The sequence below is a fragment of the Mesorhizobium sp. 43Arga genome, from assembly GCF_053714255.1.
The window spans coordinates 187,018-209,729 of the sequence record NZ_JBSKBO010000011.1 but is presented as its reverse complement, the minus strand read 5'-3'; the positions used below and the strand labels follow the sequence as shown (position 1 = coordinate 209,729).

The 22,712-nt window shown below is 64.1% G+C and carries 24 protein-coding genes and 1 pseudogene; 12 read left to right on the top strand and 13 right to left on the bottom strand.

Going from position 1 to position 22,712, the window contains the following annotated elements:
* Positions 1 to 349: 349 nt before the first annotated feature.
* Positions 350 to 1,333, top strand: coding sequence for a threonine/serine dehydratase (locus tag ACWGS8_RS30235; protein WP_454584362.1), 984 nt, complete (start codon positions 350 to 352; stop codon positions 1,331 to 1,333).
* Positions 1,334 to 1,418: 85 nt separating this feature from the next.
* On the opposite strand, the gene ACWGS8_RS30230 is transcribed toward ACWGS8_RS30235, so the two are convergent.
* Genes ACWGS8_RS30230 through ACWGS8_RS30215 form a run of 4 tightly spaced genes read right to left on the bottom strand, consistent with a single transcriptional unit; the run spans position 1,419 to position 5,162 of the window.
* Positions 1,419 to 2,555, bottom strand: coding sequence for an ABC transporter permease (locus ACWGS8_RS30230; RefSeq protein WP_454584361.1), 1,137 nt, complete (start codon positions 2,553 to 2,555; stop codon positions 1,419 to 1,421).
* Complete coding sequence (locus ACWGS8_RS30225) at positions 2,552 to 3,472, bottom strand: ABC transporter ATP-binding protein (RefSeq protein ID WP_454584360.1); 921 nt, start codon at positions 3,470 to 3,472, stop codon at positions 2,552 to 2,554. Before ACWGS8_RS30225 ends, ACWGS8_RS30230 begins: the two co-directional genes overlap by 4 nt.
* Entirely contained in the window at positions 3,469 to 4,422 is a 954-nt protein-coding gene (locus ACWGS8_RS30220) for an HlyD family secretion protein (RefSeq protein ID WP_454584359.1), read from the bottom strand. The genes ACWGS8_RS30225 and ACWGS8_RS30220 overlap by 4 nt, the downstream gene beginning before the upstream one ends.
* Positions 4,419 to 5,162, bottom strand: coding sequence for a CerR family C-terminal domain-containing protein (locus ACWGS8_RS30215; protein WP_454584358.1), 744 nt, complete (start codon positions 5,160 to 5,162; stop codon positions 4,419 to 4,421). Before ACWGS8_RS30215 ends, ACWGS8_RS30220 begins: the two co-directional genes overlap by 4 nt.
* Positions 5,163 to 5,252: 90 nt before the next feature.
* Between ACWGS8_RS30215 and ACWGS8_RS30210 the strand changes: the two genes are divergently transcribed.
* On the top strand, positions 5,253 to 5,726 hold the full coding sequence (locus ACWGS8_RS30210) for a CYTH domain-containing protein (RefSeq protein ID WP_010912553.1): 474 nt from the start codon (positions 5,253 to 5,255) through the stop codon (positions 5,724 to 5,726).
* A complete protein-coding gene (locus ACWGS8_RS30205; protein ID WP_454584357.1) occupies positions 5,723 to 6,673 on the top strand; it encodes a CHAD domain-containing protein in 951 nt (316 codons plus the stop codon). The genes ACWGS8_RS30210 and ACWGS8_RS30205 overlap by 4 nt, the downstream gene beginning before the upstream one ends.
* A 3-nt stretch (positions 6,674 to 6,676) precedes the next feature.
* Here ACWGS8_RS30205 and ACWGS8_RS30200 read toward each other — a convergent pair whose 3' ends face one another.
* A complete protein-coding gene (locus tag ACWGS8_RS30200) occupies positions 6,677 to 7,480 on the bottom strand; it encodes a LytTR family DNA-binding domain-containing protein (RefSeq protein WP_454584356.1) in 804 nt (267 codons plus the stop codon).
* Positions 7,481 to 7,623: 143 nt separating this feature from the next.
* Here ACWGS8_RS30200 and ACWGS8_RS30195 point away from each other — a divergent pair, with 143 nt between their 5' ends.
* Positions 7,624 to 8,256 (top strand): DUF6622 family protein, encoded by a 633-nt coding sequence (locus tag ACWGS8_RS30195; RefSeq protein WP_454584355.1) that lies wholly within the window; start codon positions 7,624 to 7,626, stop codon positions 8,254 to 8,256.
* 134 nt (positions 8,257 to 8,390) lie between these two features.
* Positions 8,391 to 8,528 (top strand): annotated as a pseudogene (locus ACWGS8_RS30190) (lipo-like protein); the annotation flags it as partial.
* On the opposite strand, the gene ACWGS8_RS30185 reads toward ACWGS8_RS30190, so the two are convergent.
* Both ACWGS8_RS30185 and ACWGS8_RS30180 read right to left on the bottom strand, forming a co-directional pair.
* Positions 8,500 to 9,876 carry an adenylate/guanylate cyclase domain-containing protein gene (locus tag ACWGS8_RS30185; protein ID WP_454584354.1) on the bottom strand — a complete coding sequence of 459 codons (1,377 nt, stop codon included), beginning with the start codon at positions 9,874 to 9,876 and terminating at the stop codon, positions 8,500 to 8,502. The pseudogene ACWGS8_RS30190 and the gene ACWGS8_RS30185 sit on opposite strands and share 29 nt — an antisense overlap.
* A gap of 248 nt (positions 9,877 to 10,124) precedes the next feature.
* Positions 10,125 to 10,919, bottom strand: a complete 795-nt coding sequence (locus ACWGS8_RS30180) for a helix-turn-helix domain-containing protein (protein ID WP_454584353.1) — start codon at positions 10,917 to 10,919, stop codon at positions 10,125 to 10,127.
* 114 nt (positions 10,920 to 11,033) lie between these two features.
* Between ACWGS8_RS30180 and ACWGS8_RS30175 the strand changes: the two genes are divergently transcribed.
* From ACWGS8_RS30175 to ACWGS8_RS30165, 3 genes are all read left to right on the top strand, one after another.
* On the top strand, positions 11,034 to 11,888 hold the full coding sequence (locus tag ACWGS8_RS30175; RefSeq protein ID WP_454584352.1) for an SMP-30/gluconolactonase/LRE family protein: 855 nt from the start codon (positions 11,034 to 11,036) through the stop codon (positions 11,886 to 11,888).
* Positions 11,889 to 11,983: 95 nt separating this feature from the next.
* Entirely contained in the window at positions 11,984 to 12,364 is a 381-nt protein-coding gene (locus tag ACWGS8_RS30170; protein ID WP_454584351.1) for a nuclear transport factor 2 family protein, read from the top strand.
* Positions 12,343 to 12,969: a DNA-3-methyladenine glycosylase gene (locus ACWGS8_RS30165; RefSeq protein ID WP_454584350.1), complete on the top strand. Its 627-nt coding sequence runs from the start codon at positions 12,343 to 12,345 to the stop codon at positions 12,967 to 12,969. Before ACWGS8_RS30170 ends, ACWGS8_RS30165 begins: the two co-directional genes overlap by 22 nt.
* Before the next feature lie 31 nt (positions 12,970 to 13,000).
* On the opposite strand, the gene ACWGS8_RS30160 is transcribed toward ACWGS8_RS30165, so the two are convergent.
* Positions 13,001 to 13,891 carry a LysR family transcriptional regulator gene (locus ACWGS8_RS30160; RefSeq protein WP_454584349.1) on the bottom strand — a complete coding sequence of 297 codons (891 nt, stop codon included), beginning with the start codon at positions 13,889 to 13,891 and terminating at the stop codon, positions 13,001 to 13,003.
* 205 nt (positions 13,892 to 14,096) lie between these two features.
* On the opposite strand from ACWGS8_RS30160, the gene ACWGS8_RS30155 reads away from it, so the two are divergent.
* Positions 14,097 to 15,023: a DMT family transporter gene (locus ACWGS8_RS30155; RefSeq protein WP_454584348.1), complete on the top strand. Its 927-nt coding sequence runs from the start codon at positions 14,097 to 14,099 to the stop codon at positions 15,021 to 15,023.
* Between the two features lie 83 nt (positions 15,024 to 15,106).
* The gene (locus ACWGS8_RS30150; protein WP_454584347.1) at positions 15,107 to 15,838 is read left to right on the top strand and encodes a haloacid dehalogenase type II; all 732 of its coding nucleotides are present in this window, start codon (positions 15,107 to 15,109) and stop codon (positions 15,836 to 15,838) included.
* A 6-nt stretch (positions 15,839 to 15,844) separates the two neighbouring features.
* Here ACWGS8_RS30150 and ACWGS8_RS30145 read toward each other — a convergent pair whose 3' ends face one another.
* From ACWGS8_RS30145 to ACWGS8_RS30130, 4 genes are all read right to left on the bottom strand, one after another.
* Entirely contained in the window at positions 15,845 to 17,614 is a 1,770-nt protein-coding gene (locus ACWGS8_RS30145; protein ID WP_454584346.1) for a SulP family inorganic anion transporter, read from the bottom strand.
* A 66-nt stretch (positions 17,615 to 17,680) separates the two neighbouring features.
* Positions 17,681 to 17,959 carry a helix-turn-helix domain-containing protein gene (locus ACWGS8_RS30140; protein ID WP_010912541.1) on the bottom strand — a complete coding sequence of 93 codons (279 nt, stop codon included), beginning with the start codon at positions 17,957 to 17,959 and terminating at the stop codon, positions 17,681 to 17,683.
* Between the two features lie 295 nt (positions 17,960 to 18,254).
* A complete protein-coding gene (locus ACWGS8_RS30135) occupies positions 18,255 to 18,959 on the bottom strand; it encodes a phosphatase PAP2 family protein (protein WP_454584345.1) in 705 nt (234 codons plus the stop codon).
* A gap of 28 nt (positions 18,960 to 18,987) precedes the next feature.
* Positions 18,988 to 19,326 (bottom strand): hypothetical protein, encoded by a 339-nt coding sequence (locus ACWGS8_RS30130; RefSeq protein ID WP_019862242.1) that lies wholly within the window; start codon positions 19,324 to 19,326, stop codon positions 18,988 to 18,990.
* A 169-nt stretch (positions 19,327 to 19,495) separates the two neighbouring features.
* Here ACWGS8_RS30130 and ACWGS8_RS30125 point away from each other — a divergent pair, with 169 nt between their 5' ends.
* Positions 19,496 to 20,887 (top strand): sensor histidine kinase, encoded by a 1,392-nt coding sequence (locus ACWGS8_RS30125; RefSeq protein WP_454584344.1) that lies wholly within the window; start codon positions 19,496 to 19,498, stop codon positions 20,885 to 20,887.
* Positions 20,884 to 21,546: a response regulator gene (locus ACWGS8_RS30120; RefSeq protein ID WP_454584343.1), complete on the top strand. Its 663-nt coding sequence runs from the start codon at positions 20,884 to 20,886 to the stop codon at positions 21,544 to 21,546. Before ACWGS8_RS30125 ends, ACWGS8_RS30120 begins: the two co-directional genes overlap by 4 nt.
* Before the next feature lie 266 nt (positions 21,547 to 21,812).
* Here the strand turns inward: ACWGS8_RS30120 and ACWGS8_RS30115 are convergent, their stop codons facing one another.
* Positions 21,813 to 22,508, bottom strand: a complete 696-nt coding sequence (locus ACWGS8_RS30115) for a hypothetical protein (RefSeq protein WP_454584342.1) — start codon at positions 22,506 to 22,508, stop codon at positions 21,813 to 21,815.
* Positions 22,509 to 22,712: the final 204 nt, after the last annotated feature.

Genomic DNA, 22,712 nt, shown 5'->3' with positions numbered 1-22,712 from the left:
CATCGACAAAGTCCCCATTAGCCACCGCATCAAGAAATGCGCTTGGAATGACGACTATCTCATCCAGGCAATCGCTCATATGCGATAGCCCTGCCCTCAAGGGGGAGATCAGGCTCTCAGAGGCCTTCGCCAGTCTCCAACGTTCGGAAACGAGCGGCACTTCGAAGCGTGCCAATCTCCCCCCTTGAGGGGGAGATGCCCGGCAGGGCAGAGGGGGGGTGACTGCCGAGACGCTGGCGGCATTGCCCCGGTCCGTATCCGCCAACTTTGTAACGGTCACATTTTTTCGATGGTGCGCCGCGGCTGTTTGCGCGCATCATGATGTGACACGTCTTCCACTGGACCTCGCATGACCGCCACCACCCTTCCCGGCATCGCCGACATCCGTGCCGCCGCCGCGCGCCTCTCCGGCCTGATCGTCGAAACGCCACTGATCGAATCGGCCGAGCTGAACAAGCGCTTCGGCGGGCGCATCCTGTTCAAGCCGGAGACGCTGCAGCGCACCGGCTCGTTCAAGTTCCGCGGCGCCTACAACAAGCTGTCGTCGCTGAGCGAGGAAGAGCGCAGCCGGGGCGTCGTCGCCTTCTCCTCGGGCAATCATGCGCAAGGGGTGGCCGCTTCGGCGGCCATGTTCGGCGTCAAGGCGGTCATCGCCATGCCGGCGGACGCGCCGGCGATGAAGATCGGCAATGTCCGCAAGATGGGCGCGGAGGTGGTGCCGTTCGACCGGTTTCGCGATGACCGCATGAGCGTGGTTCGCCCCTATATCGACCAGGGCATGGTGCTGGTGCCGCCCTTCGACGATCCGGCCATCATTGCCGGGCAAGGCACGATCGGCCTCGAACTCATGCGGCAGGCCAAAGCGCTCGGCGTCAGCCTGGACGCCGCCGTCATCCCCTGCGGGGGCGGCGGCCTGTCGAGCGGCATTTCGGTGGCGGTCAAGGATGCCTCGTCCGACACCGCGGTCTGGGCGGTTGAGCCCGAGCATTTCGACGACACGCGCCGCTCGCTCGCCGCCGGCGCCCGGGTCTCGAACGAACCCGGTCATAGCTCGATCTGCGACGCGATCCTGACCGCCGAGCCGGGCGTCATCACCTTCGAGATCAACCGCAAGAACCTCGCCGGGGCCATTGCCGTCTCCGACAAAGCGACCGCACAGGCGATGCGCGATGCCATGGCCTATCTGAAGCTGGTGGTCGAGCCGGGCGGCTGCGTGGCGCTGGCGGCGCTGTCGTCGGGCGAGATCGAACTATCCGGCAAATGCGTCGCCGTGGTGCTGTCCGGCGGCAATGTCGATTTCGGCACCTATGCCGAGATCATGGCGGCCGCCTGATCGCTTTGTCCTCTGTGCCGTCTGGCTATCGGCGTAGCCCGGCATCGGCCGCTCACAGGGGCCGGGCTGAGTCGCCCTTTTGCGGTCAGTCCAGCGTGCGCCTGAACCGCAGCAGCGCGGTGCCCGCGAAGACCAGCACGAACACGGCCAGCCAGCCGACCTCGGTGGCGATGGCATGGAAGTCGGCGCCCTTCAGCATCACCGCGCGGGTGATGCGCAGGAAATGCGTCAGCGGGAAGATTTCGCCAAGCACCTGAGCCCAGCCCGGCATGCCGCGATAGGGGAACATGAAGCCGGACAAGAGCAGCGACGGCAGGAAGAAAAAGAAGGTCAGCTGCATCGCCTGCATCTGCGAGCGGGCCATGGTCGAGATGGTGTAGCCGAGCAGCACCAGCGACAGCACGAAGACAAGCACCGACGACAACAGCAACGTCAGGCTGCCGACGAACGGGATATCGAACAAGAGCTTCGCCGCCACCAGCACCACCGCCACCTGCACCGCGCCGACGACGAGGAAAGGCAGCACCTTGCCCAGCATGATCTCGGCCGGACTGGACGGCATGGCAAGCAGGTTCTCCATCGTGCCACGCTCGGTTTCGCGGGTCAGCGCCATGGCCGTCATCATCACCATGGTCATCTGCAGGATGACGCCGAGCAGGCCGGGAACGATGTTGTATTGCGAAATGCCTTCGGGATTGTAGCGCTGGTGCACCACCACCTGCAGCTGCTGCCTGGCGTTCTCGGCGGCGGCGGCCTGCATGCCTTGCGCGCGCAGCAGCGCCTGGCTCGCCACCGTGCTCAACGTGGAAATGGCGCCGCTCGCGGCCGAAGGATCGGTCGCGTCGGCCTCGATCAGGATTTGCGGATTGTCGCCGCGCTCGACTCGGCTGGCGAAGTCGGCAGGGATGGTGACGACGAAGGAAACGTCGCCGCGCGCCATCAGGAACTCCGCCTCTTCGGCGCTCTCGGTGACGTGGTCGAAATGATAGTAGCCCGTCACCTGCAGCGCCGAGACCATGGCGCGCGTGTACTGGTCGTTGCTCATCGCCACCAGTGCCGTCGGCAAGCCCTTGGGATCGTTGTTGATGGCAAAACCGAACAGAATGAGCTGCAGCAGCGGCACGCCGAGCATCATGGCGAAGGTGATGCGGTCGCGCCGCATCTGGATGAATTCCTTGATCAGCAGCGCGCCGAGCCGGGCGAAGGAGAAAACGCTGTTCATGCCATATTGTCCTTCGACCCCGACATGAACTGGATGAAGACATCCTCCAGGCTGGTTTCGCCCGGCGCCACCGTCACGCCCTTGTGCTCGTTCTCGACATCGGCAAGCGCTGCTTCGAGCTTCTTCCTGTCGGAACCGACGACGTGCAGCGTGGCGCCGAACGGCGCCACCTGGTCGACGCCTGGGCGGCCCTGCAGCGCTTCGGCCACCTTGGCCAGCCGCGGCCCCTGCACCACGAACGTCGTCAGGCCGGCGTTTTTCACCACCTCGTCGACGGTGCCGGTGGCCAGCATCTTGCCGTAGGAGATGTAGCTGATGCGGTGGCAGCGCTCGGCCTCGTCCATGTAGTGGGTCGAGACCAGCACGGTCAGCCCGCCGCTGGCGAGGCGATGGATCTCGTCCCAGAATTCGCGCCGCGCCTTCGGGTCGACGCCGGCCGTCGGCTCGTCGAGCAGCAGCAGTTTCGGCTTGTGCATGATGCAGGCGGCGAGCGCCAGCCGCTGCTTCCAGCCGCCGGACAGCGTGCCGGCCAGCTGGTTGCGGCGCGTCGTCAGCCCGAGTTCCTCCAACGTCCTGGCGACATACTCCTCGACCGGTTTCAGCCGGTAGAGCCGCGCCACGAATTCGAGGTTCTCGCCGATCGTCAGATCCTCGTAGAACGAGAATTTCTGCGTCATGTAGCCGACTTCGCGCTTGATGCTGAGCGAGTCGGTGCGGATGTTGAAGCCCAGCACCGTGCCTTCGCCTTCGTCCGGCGTCAGCAGCCCGCACATGATGCGGATGGTGGTGGTCTTGCCCGAACCGTTGGGGCCGAGGAAGCCGACGATCTCGCCTTCGGCGACCGACATCGTCACATGGTCGACGACGGTCTTGTCGCCGAACCGCTTGACCAGGCCGTGAACGTCGATGGCGTTCATTTTGCCGTTTCCGCAAGGTCGACATCGACGATCAGGCCGGGCTGCAGCGGGCCGGCATCGCCCTCCGGCCGCGCCTCGACGAGATAGACGAGCTTCTGCCGGTTCTCGAGCGAATAGATCACCGGCGGGGTGAATTCGGGATCGGGCGAGACATAGCTGACGCGCGCCTTCACACCCTCGCCGCAGCCGTCGCAATGAACGCTGAGGAGGCTACCGATCCTGACGGAGGCGAAGGCAGCCTCCGGTATGTAGACGCTGAGCTTGATCGCGCCGTCAGGCAGCATCGAAATGACTGGCGCGGTCGGGCCGGCGGTGTCGCCGGGATTGCGGATGACGTCGTTGACGCGGCCGGGCGAAGGTGCGGCGAGCGTGCGCTTGGACAGCCGCCACTTGGCCTGCTCCAGTGTTGCCTGCGCCTGCTTGACCTGATTGTCGGCGGCCTTGATCGTTTCGGGTCGCGCCGGCAGGCCGCCGACGGCGAGATTGGCCTGCGCCTGGCCGACCTGGGCGTTGGCCGTCTCCAGCGTCGCCGAGGCGGTGTCGTAGTCGGCCTGGGTGCCGGTGCCGCGCTTGAACAGGTCGGCGGCGCGGTCGTATTTGCGCTTCGCATCGTCGGCCTGCGCCTTGGCCATGTCGACCTGCGCCTTGAGTGCGGCGATCTCTTCCGGACGCTTGCCGACCTGTAAATCGGCGAGTTGCGCCTGCGCCTGGGCGAGGCTTGCCTCGGCCTGCGCCACCGCGATCCTGGCGTCGGCGCTTTCCAGCGTCACCACCGTCGCGCCGGGCGTGACGCGATCGCCGCGCTTGACGGCGACGGTCTCGACCTGCGCCACCTCGATGGGCGCCAGCAGCACATAGTCGCCCTCGACATAGCCGACCGCGAGTGGCGAGGCGGGCGCACAGGCACTGAGGAGCTTCGCGGCAAGGGGCAAGGAGCAGAGGAAACTCATTGTTTTGATCCCATTGGGGGTTTTGATCCCATTTTGGGTTTTGATCCCATTCGGGCGTCCAGTATGGCGCTGAGATTGTCCGTGGTGACCGCTACGACCTTGGCGGCCTCGGCGGCGCCGATGTCGTGCCAGCCCATGCGGCGCTTCACCGCCTCGCGGCCGATGCGGAAATAGACGACCTGGCCGATCAGCGTGAACACGGTGAGCCGGGTCCGCTCGCTTTCGGCCGGCTCGCCGGTCGCCTGTTCCCAGAGATGACATAGCCGGCGATGCGTCGGCTCGAACACGCCGTCATAGATGCGGTCGAGCGCAGCGGTGGGGTTTTGCAGTTCACGCAGCAGGAACTGTACGATCTCGCCGGCGTGCGGCTGCGCCACGACGAAGCCGACGATCCCCTCCACTGCCGCGAAAAGCTGCGCGCGCGCCGCCTCGGGATCGCCCGCCGGCGCGATCTGGCCGCTGCTCGGCGCCCGGCCACTGCCCAGCGCCTGGCCGGCAACCACCTGGATGGTTTCGACAATATAGTCGGCGGCAGCGGCGCGGAGCCCTTCCTTGCCGCCGAAATGATAGGCGATCGAGCCGATATTGGCCTGCGCCTCGGCCGCGATCTCACGGGTCGAAGTGCCGTCGAAACCCTGCCGACCGAACAGTTTCAGCGCCGCCTGCACGAGTGCGGCTCGGGTAAGCTCCGCGGGAGATGTCTCGCGGCGTGGACTTTTGGCGTCGGGCAATTTGATCATGCGCAGACTTTAATCAATCGATTGATTAAAGTCAACTTGCGTTCGGAGTTGTCTTGCCATCGTCCGCGGCACACGCTTTAGTGCGCAGCCATGGGCAAGGAAGTCGAGCGCAAGTTCCTGGTCTCCAGCACCGCATGGCGGGGCCTGGTCGAGGCGGATATCCGCATTCTCCAGTTCTATCTCGCCACGGCGCCCGGGCGAACCGTCCGCATCCGCATCAGCGACGGCGCTTCCGCCGAGCTGACGCTCAAATTCGGCAGCGGCGTGCGCGAGCGCGACGAGTTCGAATATCCGATCCCGCTTGCCGATGCCCTGGAGATGCTGGACTTCGCCATCGGACGTGTCATCGAGAAGACACGTCACCATGTTAGGCATCGCGGCTATCTCTATGAAGTCGACGTCTTCGGCGGTGCGCTCGCGGGACTTGTGGTGGCCGAACTCGAGACTCCGGAAGATGTGCCGGACGAAATGCTGCCTGACTGGCTCGGCCGCGAAGTGACCGGCGAGCAGAAATTCTACAACGCGTCGCTCGCCCTCGGGGGGATACCGGAGATCGCCGCATGAGTTTTCGCATCGACCCGCGCCTGCCGCTGACCGATGAGGTCAGGCGCATCCTTGCCGAGGAAATCGGCAAGGCACTTCAGCATCTGGATGCGGCGCGCAGCCGGCCGGAACAGGGACTGCACAAATGCCGCAAGCGGCTGAAGAGCGCGCGTGCCCTGTTGCGCCTGGTTCATTCCGGTGACGAAATATTCTGCACGACAGAGAACCAATGCTATCGCAACGTGGCGGCGCTGCTTGCCGGGCCGCGCGAGGCGACGGCGCTGATCGAAACCGTCGACCGGCTGGCGGCAGCTTTTCCCAAGGAGAGCGCCGATGGCGGGCTCGATGCCGTGCGCGACAGGCTGGTCGCGCGTCAGCACGATCTGCATGAAGGCGCCGGCCTCGAAGCGGCGATCGGCGCGGCGACCGCGGCCTGCGCGGACGGCATGAAGCGGATCGAAAGCCTTGCCTTGCCCGACCAGCCCGAACAGGCGGCCGACGTGCTTGCCGAAGGCGCCCGCGTCGCTCTGCGCCGTGCCAAAAAGGCGCTCGACAAGGCCGGCGCGAGCGGCGAGGCCGATGACTTCCACGATTTGCGCAAGGCGGCCAAGACGCATGGCATGCACCTGTCGCTATTGGGCAGGCTGTGGCCGACGCCGATCAAGGCGCGGCGCAAGGCGGTCGATGAACTGGGCGAACGGCTCGGCGAACTGCATGACCTGTTCGTCATGCGCGCTCTGCTCGAGGCGGACGACGAGCCGCTGGGGCCGCGCGAGGACACGAAGCTTCTCGGCAAGCTGTTGAAGCGCTCGGAGAAGCAGTTGCGGAAAACCTGCCTCGCCGATGCCGCCGAGCTGTTCGGCGACAGCCCCAAGCACTCGACGAAAAAACTGGCCCGCAAGGCGCGCGACGATCTTGCCGGCGCTGCCGCGCCGGAAGATACGGGCGCGGCGGCAACCGCCGGATAGTTTTTAAAGCAATCCAGCCTTGCGCACCGCGTCGGCATAGGAGCGGCTGACCGGCAGCATGGCATCGTCGACAAGCCGCAGGAACGGTTTGCCGTTCTGACGCTTGTTGCCGGCGACGGCGTCCAACGCCACCCAATGCGAGCGGTGAACCTGCACGCCCGGCGTATCGCCGACCTCGCGGATGGCGTCGGCAAGCCGCATCAGGATCAGCGACATTCCCCTGTCGGTGTGCACTTCGACATAGTGATCCTGCATCGAGAGATAGAGGAGCTTTCCGCGAGCCGCATGCGGCAGACGGTCGATCAGCGGCGGCCGTGTTGGTTGCGGCGAGGGCTGCGGCACCGACGGAACATCCGCGTTCGGTCCCACCCTTGTGGCGGACGCGCCTTGGGCATCCCTGCCGATGGCCACCAGGAAGGAAATGGCGACCGCGATCAGGCTGCAGTTGACGAACAACCCGCCGATAGCGGCGGCCGACGGAAGCGGGCCGCCGAACAAGGCACGGTTGAACAGCACGACGATCCCTGTGACCGGAATGCCGGCGACGACGCCGGCAACGACGCTACGGACTGGCCGCGAGCCGGCGGCGCCGAACACCGCGGCAAGCGTCAGCCGCATGGCGAAATAGCCGGCGGTGAAGGTGGCGAGCGCCAGGGCCAGCCAGTAGGCAAAGCGCGGCAAGGCATCGAGCTGCTCGAAGGTGCCGAACGGCCCGGTGAGGCCAAGGATCGCAGACACCGCCAGAAGCGCGCCCCAGAAACGCGGCGAAAACAGCAATGCCTGCATTTCGCGAAGCGTGGAATGCAACAGCCTGCTCTTCACGTAGCCATTCGCCCCTTGCCGAAGACGCGTTTGATGCGGCGCCGGCGGCTCCGCATGGTGCGGTCGAACCGCAGCGCCAAGCGATACAGCGCCGGCGAGAAGCCTTCAACCGCAGACGGAGTTCCGCAATGTCACTTCACCGCATCCATGCAATTCGGATAGCCCTGCCTTTCGGCAGGCCGGCCATGCTTTCTGTTGCCGGCTTCTTGCTGACGTCAAGCAGTATCGCACTGGCCGCGGACACCGCTGCCGACACCCAGATGCCCGGTGCGGTCGACATCCTGTCGCACACACCGCTCTGGGTCTGGCCGCTGATCCTCTACGGCCTGTTCATCGGCTGGAACCGCACCCGGGAACGCGTTGTCTCGCCTTCACGCCTTCTCGCCCTGCCGGCGCTCGTCAGCGGCCTTGCCCTCTACAATCTCGTCGCCTCGGGCATTTCGGCGACCGGACTGCTCGGCTTCGCCTGCGGCGCCGTGGCCGGCGCCCTCGCCGGCACGGCCATGGCGCGTCGGCGGCCGGCCAGGCTGCTTGCCGACGGCAGGCTGGCGCTGCAGGGCGACTGGTTGCCCTTGGCGCTGATCGTCGCGATCATCATCATTCGCTTTGCCAGGGGCATTGCGCTTGGGGTAGATCCTGCCCTGGCGCGGGAGACCGGTTTCGTCCTGGCAAGCGCAGTGTTGTCGGGTCTCTTTGCGGCAATGATGATCGCACGCTCGATCGGCGTTCTTCCGCGGGGATACCTCAGGCAGGCCACCTGAGGAATTCCGCCGCTCACGCGGGCTGGAGCCGCTTTGCCGGATCCTTCGGACGCGCGCCGGCGTCGCGCACGTGCGGGCCGATCGGCATGATCGCGGGGAACGGCGTCGCGCCAAAGGCAAACGTGAATTTGTAGCCCGTGCGCTGGCGCCGCCGCATGCTGGCCTTCGGCTCCGGCGACCCGAAGCGGGCCATCTGCTCCTCGCTCATCGCCGAGGCCTATGGCCAGATCCACTACCCCTGCATCATGCCGAAACCGCAACAGCGCCCTGGTTTTCGGCTCTGTGTTCGACCCAGACATGGACCGGTTCGTCCCGGCCGCGGATGTTCACCGGTCCATGATCGCGCGCATTCAACTGTGTCGTGGGCGATTCCGCCTTCGCGGCCTCAATCAGTCGTGACCCAAAGCAAATATTCGCTTGAAGCTCACGGCAAAGCGATTGCAAACGGCTGGCGACGTTGACGGTGTCGCCCACCACGGCGAAGGACAGATTGCGCTCGCTGCCGACCGCGCCGATGACGACTGCGCCATATTGTGCACCGATTCGAACGTCCAGCGGCGGGTATCCCCTGGACACCCGCTGCACATTCCAGTCTTCGAGAGTGGCGACCATCGCTTCAGCGCACTGGATGGCGCGAGTCGCGTCGTCATGGCCGGCTTGCGGAACCCCGAATGTCGCCATGATGCAATCGCCGATATAGTTATCGACGGTGCCATGGTGGTCAAAAACGACCTGCTCCATGCGACGGTGGAACTGACGCAGAAGTTCGAACACTGCTTCGGCCGGATGATCCTCGGAATAGTGGGTGAAGCCGACGATGTCGGCGAACAGCACCGCGATATCCTGCCGGCGGACCGGGCCGAAGGGCTCGTCGTCCGTGGCGAGCTGGTCGACGACGTTGGGCGAAAAATGCCGGGCGAGATTGGCGCGGGCGCGCTCTGCCTTGACATAGTCTTCCGACAGACGTCGGGAACGAGCGACGACCAGCGCCATGATCGCGCCGATAATCATCACAACCAACACGTTGGTCGCCTGCGCGAATGTGTCGACGAAATTGGGGTTGAGATAGAGGTTCAGTCGCTCTGTCATCGGCAGTGAATAGAGGTTCGTCGCCGGAATGACGGTGCCCGGATGAGAAATCACCCATCCCACACCGATCGCCCACGTCAACGCCGCGAGCACCCCGAGATAGAGCGCCAATCGTGTTGAAAGGGTCAGCGCGCCAAGGCATATGAAAATCAGCAGGAATTTGAAGCTGCCCTCGCGCAGCTGCATCGCGGCCGGCGCGACCTCCGGGGAAAACGGGTTGGGCGTTACCAGCAGAATGGTCAACAGAATGATGTCCAGCGTACCGACGACGTAGCCGATCCACCATGGCGCCGTGCGACGGCGCGCAAAGAGAAACTGGATCAGGCCGACGAGCTGAAACAGCAGGAGACCCGCCAGCACGAAGAGCAGTGAGGCATCCCAGCGGCTGATCAATGAAAAGAAACAGAAGATCACAGCGAGCGATGCCGTACGCGCCCAGAACTGCAATGCAGCACCCTGGCGTTCTGCGCGCGCCCGCAAATTTTTCAGGCGCGAATAGCGGCGACGTTCAAGTGTTGGTGCGGTCGGCATGGGATCACTTCGATTTCATGGCAACGTGTCAGGCATTCGGCAAGCCGTCCTCTACAGTCTGGCAAATCAGTGTGCGAATTCTATCATGAATGTTGCTACCGGATCTGTTCTATCCCAACGCGCCTACGGGCGCGGTCGGCATCGCTGGTCGCATCCGGGCGGCAAGCTGGTGGCGAAAGGTGGCAGTCGGCGCCGGAGCGGGCGCGACATGTCCAGCCGCCGGATGCAATCCTGCTTGGGATGATTGGTCAGGCCGGCAAGGGGCGGCGTCGCTTTGCAGGAGCGGCGGGCTGGGCGCCAGCATCGCGCGGGTGCGGCCCGATCGGCATGATCGCGGGGAACGGCGTCGCGCCGAAGGCAAACGTGAATTTGTAGCCGGTGAGCCCGTCCTCGGGCGTCGTGTGCTGGTCGTGATGGGCGAGCAGTTTGACGCGCTCGGCGAGCTCCTCCGCCTCGCGCCGCACCATCTCCGCCGTCTCCGGCCGCATCCGTCTGGAGAAGCTGACGAAGCTCGCCTCCTTGTCGATATGGGTAATGGCCCAGCCGATGAAATTCTTGTTGGTCATCTCGAACAGCGGCCTCAGCGGCCCTTCGAAATTCCATTGGATCGGCGTCTCGACCAGCAATCTTGCCGAAAGACCCCGGCCGAGCGCGATCAGGCCGAGTTCCTCCAGATCGCGCAGATAGAGGAACATCGAGGCCTCGCTCAGGCCTTGCGAGCGCATGATGCCTTCAGGCGTGAACTTTTCCGACAGCATGACGAAGATGAACAGCAGCGCAGGCCGACCGGCGAGCCGGCGCTCGATCTCGGGCGCGATGTGGTTGAGCGGCCCCGGCCCGCGGTTCATCGAGCCGAGCACGTTTTCCAGCTCGACGCCGGCGGCCGCGCAGATCTCCACCAGCCGGTCGAGCTTGCAGTTGCGCTCGTGGAAGATGCGCTTCACCGTCGGCTCGGAAACGCACATGCGTTCGGCGAGTTCGCGATAGGTGACGCCCTTGGCCTTCAGCGTCCGCTTCAGCGCCTCGAAAATCAGACCGTTCATGGCATGCACCTCTTGCCGGCGATTTCGTATCGATATTTGATACTAGCGGCAATCGGACTTCCGGAGAAGTATCGAAAACCCCAAGCTCTCGCCTGTCATCACAGGAGAACAGCCATGAACCGTCTCTCAGCCTTTATCGTCGCCATCAGTGTCGCCGCCGCACCAGCCGCCCGGGCCGGTGAGCTCTGGCGCGCCACGGGCCTCGAACAGCCGGAATCGGCGCTGTTCGACGCCGCCAACAACCGGATCATCGTCTCCAACATCGTCGGCAATCCCGGCGCCGCCGACGGCAACGGTTATCTCTCGGTGTTGTCCCTCGACGGCAAGACGATCACCCAGCACTGGACCGACGGCATGGACGCGCCCAAGGGCATGGCGATATCGGGCGGCAAGCTTTATGTCGCCGACATCACCAAGGTCCGTGTCGTCGATCTGGCCAGCGGCAGGCTGATCGCCAGCATCGTGGTGCCGAATGCCGTGTTCCTCAACGACATGACCTCGGACCACACAGGCAAGGTCTATGTCAGCGACATGCTGGCCGACACGATCTACCGCATCGACGGCGACCGGCCGGAGCTGTTCGTCAGGGATGCGCTGCTGGCTTCGCCCAATGGCGTCTTCGCCGACGGTGACAGGCTGATCGTCGCCTCCTGGGGCAAGGGCATCAAGCCCGACTTCAGCACGGCGGAACCGGGCGGGCTGCTGGCCATCGACCTCGCCAGCAAGGCGATTTCGCCGCTGCCCGGCGCGCAGAAATTCGCCGATCTCGATGGCGTCATCGCTATTGGCGACACCATCTATGCCACCGCCTACATGACCGGCACGCTCTACCGCTACAAGGCCGGCGGTACGCCGGAAGCGGTGGCGCGTTTCAACCCGGGCAGCGCCGACATCGGCACCGACGGCAAGTCGATCCTCTACGTACCGCTGATGAACGAGGGCGAAATCGCGGCGCTGAAGATTGATTGAGTTCTCAGGGTCGTTTCGCGCGACCTCTTGCTACAGCCGTGGGATGGGCCGTGCTACGACGGTCCATCCCACGATGATGGTCAAGGAGGATTGCCATGGACGATCGGGAGATCCGAACCGACCTGGATCGCCACTGGGCCGCCTCCGATGCCGGTGACTTCGAGGCGGAGCATGAGATCTACCGGGAGGATGCGGTGCTCGACTATCCGCAATCGGGCGAGCGCATCGGCGGGCGGCGCAACATCCAGTCGTCTCGCGCCGCGCAGCCAAACCGCAAGCGGTTCACCGTGCGGCGGATCACAGGCACGGGCGACCTCTGGATAACCGAATATGTCCTGACCTATGACGGGCGGCCGTCCTACACGGTCAGCATCATGGAGTTCGTCGGCGGCAAAGTGGCCCGCGAGACCCAGTATTTCGGCGACCCGTTCGAGCCGGGCCCGTCGCGCGCGCAATGGGTCGAGCGCATACCATGAGTCATGGGGAAAATCATCCGCCGATCGCTCGTTCGGAGCTGCCTGATGAGACAGCCGCTCTCGCCCGCTTCCTCATCGGCAGACTGGTGGTGCGCGACTTGCCGGAAGGCATGGTCAGCGGCCGCATCGTCGAGACCGAGGCCTATGTCGTCGGCGATGCCGCCGGGCATGGTTTCAGGGGGATGACCCCGCGCAACCGCTCGCTGTTCCTCGAGCGCGGCCACGCCTATGTCTATCTCGCCTATGGCGTCTCGATGATGCTGAATGTCTCGAGCGAGGCGGAAGGGACCGGAACCGGCGTGCTGATCCGGGCGCTCGAGCCGCTCGAAGGCATCGCCATCATGCGTCAGAATCGCGGCGTCGAGCCCTTGCGCGACCTGGCGCGCGGGCCGGGCAGGCTGGCGGCGGCGCTGCGCATCGACCGGTCGCTCGACGGGCTCGACCTTTGCCGGAAAGGGCCGCTATGGCTGGCGAAAGATACCCAAAAACCCGGCGAGATCGGGCAGAGCACCAGGATCGGCATTACCAAGGATGCAGACCGGCTGCTGCGGTTTTATGTCAGGGGCAGCCCGTTCGTCAGCGGTCCGAGATCGCTTCAGGAATAAGAGACCAGCCAGCTTTCGCAGCACGATGCACTCAGACGGCGATTTGAAGCGTTCCGTAACGCTTTATCTCGGCCTCGATCTCCCTGACCAAAGTCTCGAGCGCCGGGTTTTTGGGGGCACGCGCGCGCCTGATGACATAGGCCAGGTCTGGAGGCTTGGGGAATTCGTTGTCGACGATCTCCATGTCGGGCTGCAGGTAGCGCTGACTTAAGAGTGCGACGCCAAGCCCAGCAGTCACGCCTGCAATGATCCCGGCTGCGCTGGAGCATTCGAACACTGTCTCCAACACCGTATGCTCATCCTGCCCGACGTCGATGCCCCAGCGCCGGTAAAAGCAATTTTCATCGAAGGAAAGAAACGGGACCGGCTTCCCGGCCGACAGAACCAGATCGCGCGATTTCACCCAATGCAGCGTCTCGCGGAACAGGAGGAGATCAGCGGGGCGGACCTCGTGCTGGAAGACCTGGATGATGGCGGCATCAAGGGCTCCCTGGCTGACCTGCTCCTGTAGCACGAGGCTCATGCGCACCTGAGTGCGAACGCTCACCTCCGGGTAGAGCCGGCGAAAGCGGCCAAGAATGCGCGAAAGGTCCGTGCACGTCGTATCCTCGGTCATCCCCAGCGCGATCTTGCCTTGCAAAGTGCTTTTCGACAGGCTCAGGACCGCCTCGTCATGGATGCCCAGAATGCGCCGCGCATAACCAAGCAGATCCTGTCCGGCCGTGGTGAACATCGGCGCGTTTGCTTTTCGGGTGAGGATTTCGCAATCGAGGCTCGTTTCGAGTCTCCTGATCTTGTGGCTGACGGCCGACTGCGACAGGCCGAGAATTTCGGCCGCGCGCGTGACGCCGCCGTGCTTCTCGATCGCGACCAGTGCGCGCAAGGCGTCGACATCCAGGCGGCGGCTCATCAGTCCAGCCATGACAATGCTCGCTCGAAACCAAAGAGAAGCGTCAATTTCTGATCCTCTGATGCACTTCAGGTCAAGTTGATATGCCGGTTTTCGGACTACTTCATGATCGTATCGAAATTTGTCATGTGCAAAGGCGTGTGCGTGTCGTCAATAGTCCGCGCCAAAATTGGCCCTGATCCGCTTCGGGTCACGGGCGCCTGACCAAAGAGATGCCATGACGCTCCTGCACACCAAAGCCCATCGCCTCGTGTGGCCAATGATGGCGACGGCGCTGGTCATAAGCTGGAGTTCCGGCTTCGTCGGCATCCGCTATGCCAGCGAGAATGCCGATGTCATGCTGGTGCTGTTCTGGCGGACACTGATGTCCGGATTGATCCTCTTGCCATTTGCCCTCCTGATCGGACCGCGCATAGGTGCCCGTGCCCTGGTCCAGCAGATGGTCTTCGGCGTGGCGATGATGTTCCTCTATCTCGGCGGATTCGCGCTTGCCATCGGCCAGCGCGTGCCGACCGGCCTTGTCGCGCTGATTTCCGATCTTGTCCCGCTCGCCATCGCGGCCTTGTCGCAGCCGGTTCTGGGACACCGGCTGACCGGGAGACAATGGATCGGAACGGCCCTCGGCGTGACGGGCGTTCTGATCGTCTCGCTGGACAGCCTGAGCCTCGGGACGGCCCCGGCCTGGGCATATCTGTTGACAGTCGCTTCCATGATGGTTCTGGCGCTGGCCACCCTGGTCCAGAAGCGGATGGGGACGATCAATATGTCCATCCATCAGAGCCTGTGCATTCAATGCCTGACGGCAGCGATCCTTTTCGCCGCTTGCGCCGGATGGAATGGCGGGCTGATGCCGCCCCTCAATGCCCGGTTCGGATTCGGCATCGCCTGGCTGGTGCTGTTTTCGACCTTCTTCTGCTACAGCACGTACTACGTAAGCCTGCGCCTCTACACCGCCTCACAGGTCAGCAGCGTGATCTATCTCAGCCCGCCGGTGACGATGCTCTGGGGCTGGTCGATGTTCGGCGAGCCGCTTTCGAAGGCGATGTTCGCTGGCCTTGCGGTGACACTATTCGGTGTTTGGTACACGCCGTCGCGCAGCGCTGTGGCGAAGGACTTCCAGCTCAGCCGGCAGCAGAGCGGCTAATCACCGAGGCGAAATCGACCTGATGACTGATCGCGATCCACGCCGGCATTGCTTCACCCACGCGCATCAAAGGAGGCAACCCCATGCAGCTCACAGATTTCAAAGCCCTGACCTTCGACTGTTATGGCACCCTGATCGATTGGGAATCCGGTATGATCGACGGCCTAAAGCCGCTGACCGAACGGGCCGCGCGCAAGTTGAGCCGGAACGACATTCTGGAGGCGCACGCCCGGCACGAAGCCAGCCAGCAGAAATGGACGCCGGGGAAACGCTACCGGGACCTTCTGTCGATCGTTTACAAGCGACTTGCGGAAGAGTGGGGTCTCATCGTCACTCCTGAGGAATGCGTGGCGTATGGCGAAAGCGTGAAGGATTGGCCGGCTTTTGCCGACACCGCGGAAGCCTTGCAGTACCTCAAAAAGCACTACAGACTGATCATCCTCTCCAACGTCGACAACAAAAGCTTCTCGTTCAGCAACAAGATGCTCGGCGTGGACTTCGACGCGATCTATACGGCGGAAGATATCGGCTCCTACAAGCCGTCCGACCGGAACTTCGAATATATGCTCGAAAAGCTCCGTACAATCGGGATAGAGAAGCGAGAAATCCTGCACACCGCGGAAAGCATGTTCCACGATCACGCTCCCGCCAACCGCTTCGGCCTGACATCGTGCTGGATCCATCGCCGGCATGCGGATCAGGGCTTCGGCGCTACGATGAACCCCGGCGATGTACCGACAGTGGATTTCCGCTTCGACAGCATGGCCGACCTCGTGAAGGCGCACGCTGAAGAAATGCGGGTGGTTGACATCTGACCCTGCCTATTGCGTGTCAGCGCGGGCCGGCGGAGCCACCAGCTGCGCCCGCGCATCGCTGATCGAAGCGGCGTAGGTCACCAGCGGGCGCTTGACGCCGTGGTTGATCAGCATGCGCCGTATTGGCGGCGCCGCACCCGCTATGATGAAGCGGACCCCGGCGCGCCTGGCCTTGTGAGCAGCACTTTCGATGACATTGGCCGCCGTCGAATCGAAGAGCGGCACGGCGGAACAGTCTAGGATGAAATTCTTGCGTTGGTCGGCGATGCGGTCGAGTACGCTGCCGACGGTGGAAGCGGCGCCGAAGAAGAAGGCGCCGGAGATGCGATAGACGATGGTGTCGGCGTCGCTGGCCTCGCTGGCATCATAGGCGCCGGCGGCGTTGACGCTGTCGGCGACATCGTCCTGAACCAGATCCGCCTCGACCGCGACGGATTTTGCCATGCGATCGATGAACAGGATCGAGCCCAGCGCGAAGCCGACGACGATGCCTTCGGTCAGGTCGCGGAAGACGACGATCAGGAAGGTCGCCATCAGCACCAGCGCGTCGCCGCGCGATGCGCGCAACAGCGTCGCGAAGGCCTGCTTCTCGAACATGTTCCAGCAGACCACCGCCAGCACGCCGGCAAGGGCAGCGAGCGGGATGTAGCTGGCGAGCGGCGCGGCCACCAGCATCAGCACGAGCAGGATGGCCGAATGGACCATGCCCGAGACCGGCCCGTGCGCGCCGGCCCGCACATTGGTGGCGGTGCGGGCGATGGTGCCGGTGGCGCAGATACCGCCGAACAAGGCGGACGCGATGTTGGCGAAACCCTGCGCCACCAGTTCGCAATTGGAGCGGTGCCGCCGGCCCGTCATGCCGTCGGCGACGACGGCCGACAGCAGCGATTCGATGGCGCCGAGCAGCGCGAAGGCGACGGCGTCCGGCAGAACCTCGATCATCCTTTCGAGACTGACCGGCGGAAGCGCCGGCCATTGCAGGCTGCGCGGAATACCGCCATAGCGCGTGCCGATCGTCTCGGCCGGCAGCGCGAACAGCGCCACGACCAGCGAGGCCAAGCCGATGGCGACCAGCATGGCCGGCCATTTCGGCCGCCAGCGCTTCAAGAAGGCGATGGTTGCGATGGTCAGCGCCGCCACGAAGGTCGCTGCGGGGTTGATCGTGCCGGCCGCCGCGCCAAGCGCGATCAGCTTCGGCACGAACGGTCCGGGCTCCTTACCCGGCAAAGTCAGGCCGAACAGTTCGACGATCTGGCCGGAGAAGATGATGACGGCAATGCCGGCGGTGAAGCCGACGGTGACCGGATAGGGAATGAATTTGATGTAGGTGCCGAGCCTGAGATAGCCGATGGCAAGCAGGAACACGCCGGCCATCATCGTCGCCAGAAGCAGGCCGTCGACACCGACGCGCGCCACCGTCGCCGCCACCAGCACGATAAAGGCGCCGGCCGGGCCACCGATCTGGAAGCGGCTGCCGCCGAACGCCGAGATGATGAAGCCGCCGACGATGGAGGTATAAAGACCGCGCTCCGGGGTGACGCCGGAGGCGATCGCGATCGCCATCGACAGCGGCAGCGCGACGATGGCGACGGTCAGCCCGGCCATGACGTCGGCCTTGAACTGCGGCAGGTGGTAGCCTTCGCGCCAGACCGTCACCAGCTTGGGCGTGAACAATTCGGAAAATGTCGGCTTTGCCGACCCTTGGGCCAACCCTTGGGCCGACCCATGGGCCGACTTGCGGGTCGATTGGTGCACTGCCTGCCGTGTCTGATCCATGAACTGCCTTCCGCACATGAAGGCGGCGGGATCGTCGGCAGGAGTGTCGGCGGTCGCCGTCGCGACTTATGCCGGCTCAGCCCTGGGATCGGGCGGCACGGCGGGTTTGAGGCGCACGCCCCTGCCGCCGCGCTCGCTGGCCTGGTTCTCGCCGATCAACTCCACCCCGGCCTCGTCGAGCGCCTGGATGACCTTCATCAGCGTATCGACCACGCCCCGGACCACGCCATCGCTCGCTTCCATGCGCTGGATGGTCGGAAGCGAAACGCCTGCGCGCTCGGCGAGCGTCTTCTGGTCGATGCCGGCCAAAGCCCTTGCGGCACGCATCTGCGCGGCAGTGATCATCGGCCGGACCCCATGTCTGAGTCTGCAGGAATAACGTATAATACCATTGTCATGATGTTTCAAGCATCAGTATGAATGTCTGAGGCGTAAGCTCCTTCACCTGATTGTCCATTTTTTCCGATACGTCCCGAGGATTGCAGGCTAGGGTGTCGTCCATCCGGGCGGGGGTAATGCAGTTGAATATTTTGAAGACCTTGATGACATCGGCATGCCTGCTGTCGATGGTTCTGGCGCTGGCAGGCTGTGGTGGACACCTGATCAACAGATTGATCTGAGCGCAAGCCCGAGAGCGCAGTCAGGCGCCATCGTCGCTCACCACCTTGCCGCGCTGCAACAGCCGCGCCACCAGCCAGCACAGCATCGCCCAGGCGAAGCCCGCGCACCAGCCGGCCAGCACATCCGACGGCCAGTGGACGCCGAGATAGATGCGGCTGACGCCGACCAGCACCGTGGTCAGCACGGCCAGCGACAAGACGTAGATCTTCGTCGCCCTGCCGTGCAGGAAGCGCGCCGCGAGCGAACCGAGCGTGAGATAGGTCACCGCCGACAGCATGGCGTGGCCGCTCGGGAAGGAAAGCGAGGTCACGCTGACCAGATGCGAAACGAGCTCGGGCCGCGGCCGGTCGACGCCGACCTTCAGCAGGCTCGACAGCACCTGGCCGCCGGCCACGGCGACGAAGATGAGAAGTGCCGTCCCCGGCCGGCGGATCAACAGCAAATAGAGGATCGTTGCCGTCGTGATCAGCACCAGCACGCTGGCGCTGCCGAGGCTGGTGATGTCGCGCATCGCCCCTTCCAGCCACGATGGGCCGATCGGGATTCCCGGTTGGCCAACCTGGCGGAAGGCAAGCAGGATTTCGGTGTCGAAGGCATGCGGCGCGGTTGCCCGCGCCACCTCCGTCAGCTCGACGAAGCCCCACAGGCCGCCGGCGATGATCAGACCGGCCAGCAACACCGGGAATTCGATGCGGTTGAGCAGGGTGCTTGCGGTGTCTTTCATCGGGCCGGTGTCGCAATCTTCATCTCGATCAACGCCCCTGTAGATAGGGCCCGAGCGTGATCAGCGCCACGGCGGCGATCGCCAGCACGATGCCGGTGGCCTGCAGCGCGTTGACGCGCTCGCCGAAGAATACCAGCGCCACGACGTTGACCGAGACCAGCTGGATGACCGCCGAGAGGCTGAACGACACCGACATGCCGAATTCGCGGATCAGCCGCAGCATGATCAGATTGCCCAGCGAATAGAGCGCGAGCGTCAACAGGATCTTGCCCAGGCTCGGCGCCAGTCCCCATTGCTTGGCGGCGGTTGCCGCCAAAAGGAAGATCACCGTCGAAAAGCCAAGCTGCAGCAGTCCCGAAAAACTCACCGTCCCATCCCCCTCGAAGCGGCTGCCGCCGCATGTGCCGCGGACCTTGTTTCCGAAGCGCATCGAGACGTCAAGCGACCTCGTTCCAACGAGGGTCTTGGCAACGGCAAGACTGAGGCTCAATGTGCGATATCGCCCAGCTGTTCGATGGAAGGGCGGTCAGGGGCTCATGATTCGTATTCTGCAGAATTTGGCGCGGCGCTGGAGCGAGCTTTCGCTTGCCCTGCAATTCCTCGTTGCCGGCGGCTTTGGCCTCCTGGCCGTCATGCTGGTGGTGGGCGCCTGGGTGACGTCGCAGATCCGCGACGGCGTCATCCGCAATTCGGCCGCCACGACGGCGCTCTATGTCGACAGCGTGATCGCGCCGCTGCTGCCAGACCTGCGCAAGAGCGAGAAGCTAAGCGACTCCGTCAAGCAGGCGCTGGACGAGACGCTCGGCCAGGGCGCGCTCGGCAAGCGCCTGGTCTCGTTCAGGCTCTGGCGCCGCGACGGCACCGTGCTCTATGCCAAGGACGCGACCTTGATCGGCCGCCGCTTCGATCTGACCGACGATCTGCGGTCCGCCTTCCAGGGCAACGTCACCGCGCAATTCGATACGTTCGACGGAGACGAAGTCAATGAGCAGGCCGTTGGCGTGCCGTTGCTGGAGATCTACAATCCCGTGCGCGAACCCTGGTCCGGCGAGGTGGTGGCCGTCACCGAATTCTTCGAGGTCGCCACTGATTTCAAAGCCACGCTGGCCTCTGCCCTGCGGTCGAGCTGGCTGATCGTGGCCGGCACCACCCTGACAGCCTTTCTGCTCCTGTCGAGCATCGTGCTGCGCGCCAGCCGCACCATCGACGATCAGCGCGGGGCGCTGCGCCGCCAGGTGTCGGAGCTGCAGGGCCTGGTGACGCAAAACAGCGCCTTGCGGCAGCGTGTGCAGCGGGCATCCCGCCGCGCCACCGCGCTCAACGAACGATATTTGCGCCGGATCGGCGCCGACCTGCATGACGGACCGGCACAACTCGTGGCCCTGGCGGCGCTGCGCATGGACAGCCCGATATTCTCCGGCGACGGCCATTGGGGCGAGAACCGCTCGACCGAAGTCGCGATGATCCGCAAGACGCTGGAGGATGCGATGCGCGAAATACGCGGCATCTGCACCGGTCTCGTCCTGCCGCAGGTGGAAACGGCCGCGGCAACGGACATATTGCGGCTGGCCGTCGACGAACATGAGCGCCGGACGGGAACGTCGGTGACGCTCACACTGCCCAGGCATTTGCCTGAACTTGGCCCTTCCGAGAAGATCAGCATCTATCGTTTCGTGCAGGAAGGGCTGAACAACGCCTATCGCCACGGGCGGGCCAAGGATCAGGCGGTGCGGGCCGGGATGAAGAATGGCAGGCTTTTTGTCGAAGTGTCGGATAGCGGGCCTGGTTTCGATCCGGCGCGGGTCGACGGGTTGGGGCTCGCTGGCCTCAGGGAGCGGGTGGAAAGCATTGGCGGCCAGTTCGAGACCTTGACCGGAGCGCAAGGCACGCGATTGGTGATCAGTCTTTCGGTCGAGGAGCAAGCATGATTGGCACTATCCGTATCGCTATTGTCGACGATCATCCGCTGTTTCGCGAAGGCGTGACGCGCAGCCTGTCGGAAATCGGAGGTTTCGAGATCGTCGGCGAAGGCGCGACAGCGCAAGATGCCGAACGCATCGCCTCGACGGTGCAGCCTGACATATTGCTGCTCGACATCTCGATGCCGGGTGGCGGCCTGTCGGCGGTCGCAAGCATCCTTGCCGACCATCCAGCCCAGAGGATCGTCATGCTGACCGTTTCGGAGACCAATGCCGATGTAACCACGGCGCTGAATGCCGGCGTGCAGGGCTATATCCTCAAGGGCGTCGGATCGCGCGCGCTTGCTGAAATCCTGCGCAATGTGGCGGCCGGCGAGAGCTATCTTTCGCCGGCGCTGTCGGCGCGGCTGCTTTCCGATCTCCAGTCCCCCCAATCTGCCAACGGCGTGGCGGACCGGCTGCGGCAACTGACCGAACGGCAAACGGAAATCCTGCGGCTGGTGGCGGAAGGGCTCAGCAACAAGGAGGTTGCCTTGCGCCTGGAGCTGCAGGAGAAGACGGTCAAGCACCACATGACCGGGGTGCTGTCGAAACTCAATGTGCGAAACCGCACGGAGGCGGCTCTCATGATGCGCGAGTTTCGCGACCGGGACAGAAACCGCGCCTAGAGCAATTCCAGGAAAAGTGTGGAACGGTTTTCCGTCCGGAATTGCGTCAAAACGAAAGGCTAGAGCAGGTCGCCGTTTCTGTGAAACGGTGAACTGCTCTAGGGCAATTCCAGGAACAGTGTGAACGGTTTTCCCGGGAAAAGCGCATAGCGCTTTCCCTTGGGAAGACCATTGCGGACCCGCGCGAGGGCCGGACAAAGAAGGTCACCTCCGCCGGGGGCGGCGGAGGTGACATGTGAAACTGGCCGTTACCCTGTTGACCAGTTTCACATGGCCTTTAGACGGCTGACGTCTGCCGGTGTGGCGCGGCGATCGATGATCGTGCGACCCAGCGCATCCTTCATCTTGAAACGGCCGTTCTCGATCTTTTCGGTGATGCCGTCGGGGTGTGTCACGGTAATCTTGTTGTCGCTTACGTCGACCTTGTCACCGGTCGTGACGTTGACATGGCTGACGCCTTTGTCGGTCTGACCCTTGCCCGACCCCGAGGATTCACCACCGCCTTCCGTACCGGAATTGCCGCCGTTTCCATTTCCGTTGCTGCTGCCGTTGCTGCCGCCGCTGTTCCCACCGTTGCCGCCACTGCTGTTGCCACCGTTGCCGCTGTCGCTGTTTCCGCCGTTGCCGCCGCCGCTGTTCCCACCGTTGCCGCCGCTGCTGTTGCCACCGTTGCCGCCGCCGCTGTTTCCGCCGTTGCCGCCGCTGCTGTTACCGCCCTTGCCGCCGCCGTTGCCGCCACCATTACCGCCGCTATTGCCGCCACCGTTGCCGCCGCCGTTGCCGCCACCATTACCACCGCCGTTTCCGCCACCATTGCCGCCCTTGGCAGCCTGTGCCGATGCGGCGTCGATTCCGGAAGCGGATCCGTGCAGGGAAATTCGATAGGGAATGATGGTCAGTGCCAGAGCAGCCGCCGAAACGAGCGTCAGCCGGCGACACCGGGCCGTGATCGATCCGTGCATCCTGATCTCCGTCGATTGAGCCGGCGCGCCCACCCCAACGTTGCAACCAGCAACATCGCCGAAAGACGTATTGGCCGGAAGCGACCTCCGACCGTTGCGTTTGTCCTCCAGGACTTTTGCCAGCGCAAGATTGGACCAAAGTCCGATGTCATGGTGACAGACGCCTCGCGCGGAGTGGCGGAGCCGGTATGATGTCACGAAAAT

Bases quoted from the DNA above. Each gene is read 5' to 3' on its own strand.
- ACWGS8_RS30160 (WP_454584349.1), bottom strand. From the start codon at position 13,891: ATGGCTGGACTGATGAGCCGCCGCCTGGATGTCGACGCCTTGCGCGCA.
- ACWGS8_RS30205 (WP_454584357.1), top strand. From the start codon at position 5,723: ATGAGTTTTCGCATCGACCCGCGCCTGCCGCTGACCGATGAGGTCAGG.
- ACWGS8_RS30115 (WP_454584342.1), bottom strand. From the start codon at position 22,508: ATGCACGGATCGATCACGGCCCGGTGTCGCCGGCTGACGCTCGTTTCG.
- ACWGS8_RS30170 (WP_454584351.1), top strand. From the start codon at position 11,984: ATGGACGATCGGGAGATCCGAACCGACCTGGATCGCCACTGGGCCGCC.
- ACWGS8_RS30185 (WP_454584354.1), bottom strand. From the start codon at position 9,876: ATGCCGACCGCACCAACACTTGAACGTCGCCGCTATTCGCGCCTGAAA.
- ACWGS8_RS30120 (WP_454584343.1), top strand. From the start codon at position 20,884: ATGATTGGCACTATCCGTATCGCTATTGTCGACGATCATCCGCTGTTT.
- ACWGS8_RS30210 (WP_010912553.1), top strand. From the start codon at position 5,253: ATGGGCAAGGAAGTCGAGCGCAAGTTCCTGGTCTCCAGCACCGCATGG.
- ACWGS8_RS30220 (WP_454584359.1), bottom strand. From the start codon at position 4,422: ATGAGTTTCCTCTGCTCCTTGCCCCTTGCCGCGAAGCTCCTCAGTGCC.
- ACWGS8_RS30145 (WP_454584346.1), bottom strand. From the start codon at position 17,614: ATGGATCAGACACGGCAGGCAGTGCACCAATCGACCCGCAAGTCGGCC.
- ACWGS8_RS30235 (WP_454584362.1), top strand. From the start codon at position 350: ATGACCGCCACCACCCTTCCCGGCATCGCCGACATCCGTGCCGCCGCC.
- ACWGS8_RS30150 (WP_454584347.1), top strand. From the start codon at position 15,107: ATGCAGCTCACAGATTTCAAAGCCCTGACCTTCGACTGTTATGGCACC.
- ACWGS8_RS30135 (WP_454584345.1), bottom strand. From the start codon at position 18,959: ATGAAAGACACCGCAAGCACCCTGCTCAACCGCATCGAATTCCCGGTG.
- ACWGS8_RS30215 (WP_454584358.1), bottom strand. From the start codon at position 5,162: ATGATCAAATTGCCCGACGCCAAAAGTCCACGCCGCGAGACATCTCCC.
- ACWGS8_RS30140 (WP_010912541.1), bottom strand. From the start codon at position 17,959: ATGATCACTGCCGCGCAGATGCGTGCCGCAAGGGCTTTGGCCGGCATC.
- ACWGS8_RS30225 (WP_454584360.1), bottom strand. From the start codon at position 3,472: ATGAACGCCATCGACGTTCACGGCCTGGTCAAGCGGTTCGGCGACAAG.
- ACWGS8_RS30175 (WP_454584352.1), top strand. From the start codon at position 11,034: ATGAACCGTCTCTCAGCCTTTATCGTCGCCATCAGTGTCGCCGCCGCA.
- ACWGS8_RS30155 (WP_454584348.1), top strand. From the start codon at position 14,097: ATGACGCTCCTGCACACCAAAGCCCATCGCCTCGTGTGGCCAATGATG.
- ACWGS8_RS30230 (WP_454584361.1), bottom strand. From the start codon at position 2,555: ATGAACAGCGTTTTCTCCTTCGCCCGGCTCGGCGCGCTGCTGATCAAG.
- ACWGS8_RS30195 (WP_454584355.1), top strand. From the start codon at position 7,624: ATGTCACTTCACCGCATCCATGCAATTCGGATAGCCCTGCCTTTCGGC.
- ACWGS8_RS30125 (WP_454584344.1), top strand. From the start codon at position 19,496: ATGATTCGTATTCTGCAGAATTTGGCGCGGCGCTGGAGCGAGCTTTCG.
- ACWGS8_RS30165 (WP_454584350.1), top strand. From the start codon at position 12,343: ATGGGTCGAGCGCATACCATGAGTCATGGGGAAAATCATCCGCCGATC.
- ACWGS8_RS30180 (WP_454584353.1), bottom strand. From the start codon at position 10,919: ATGAACGGTCTGATTTTCGAGGCGCTGAAGCGGACGCTGAAGGCCAAG.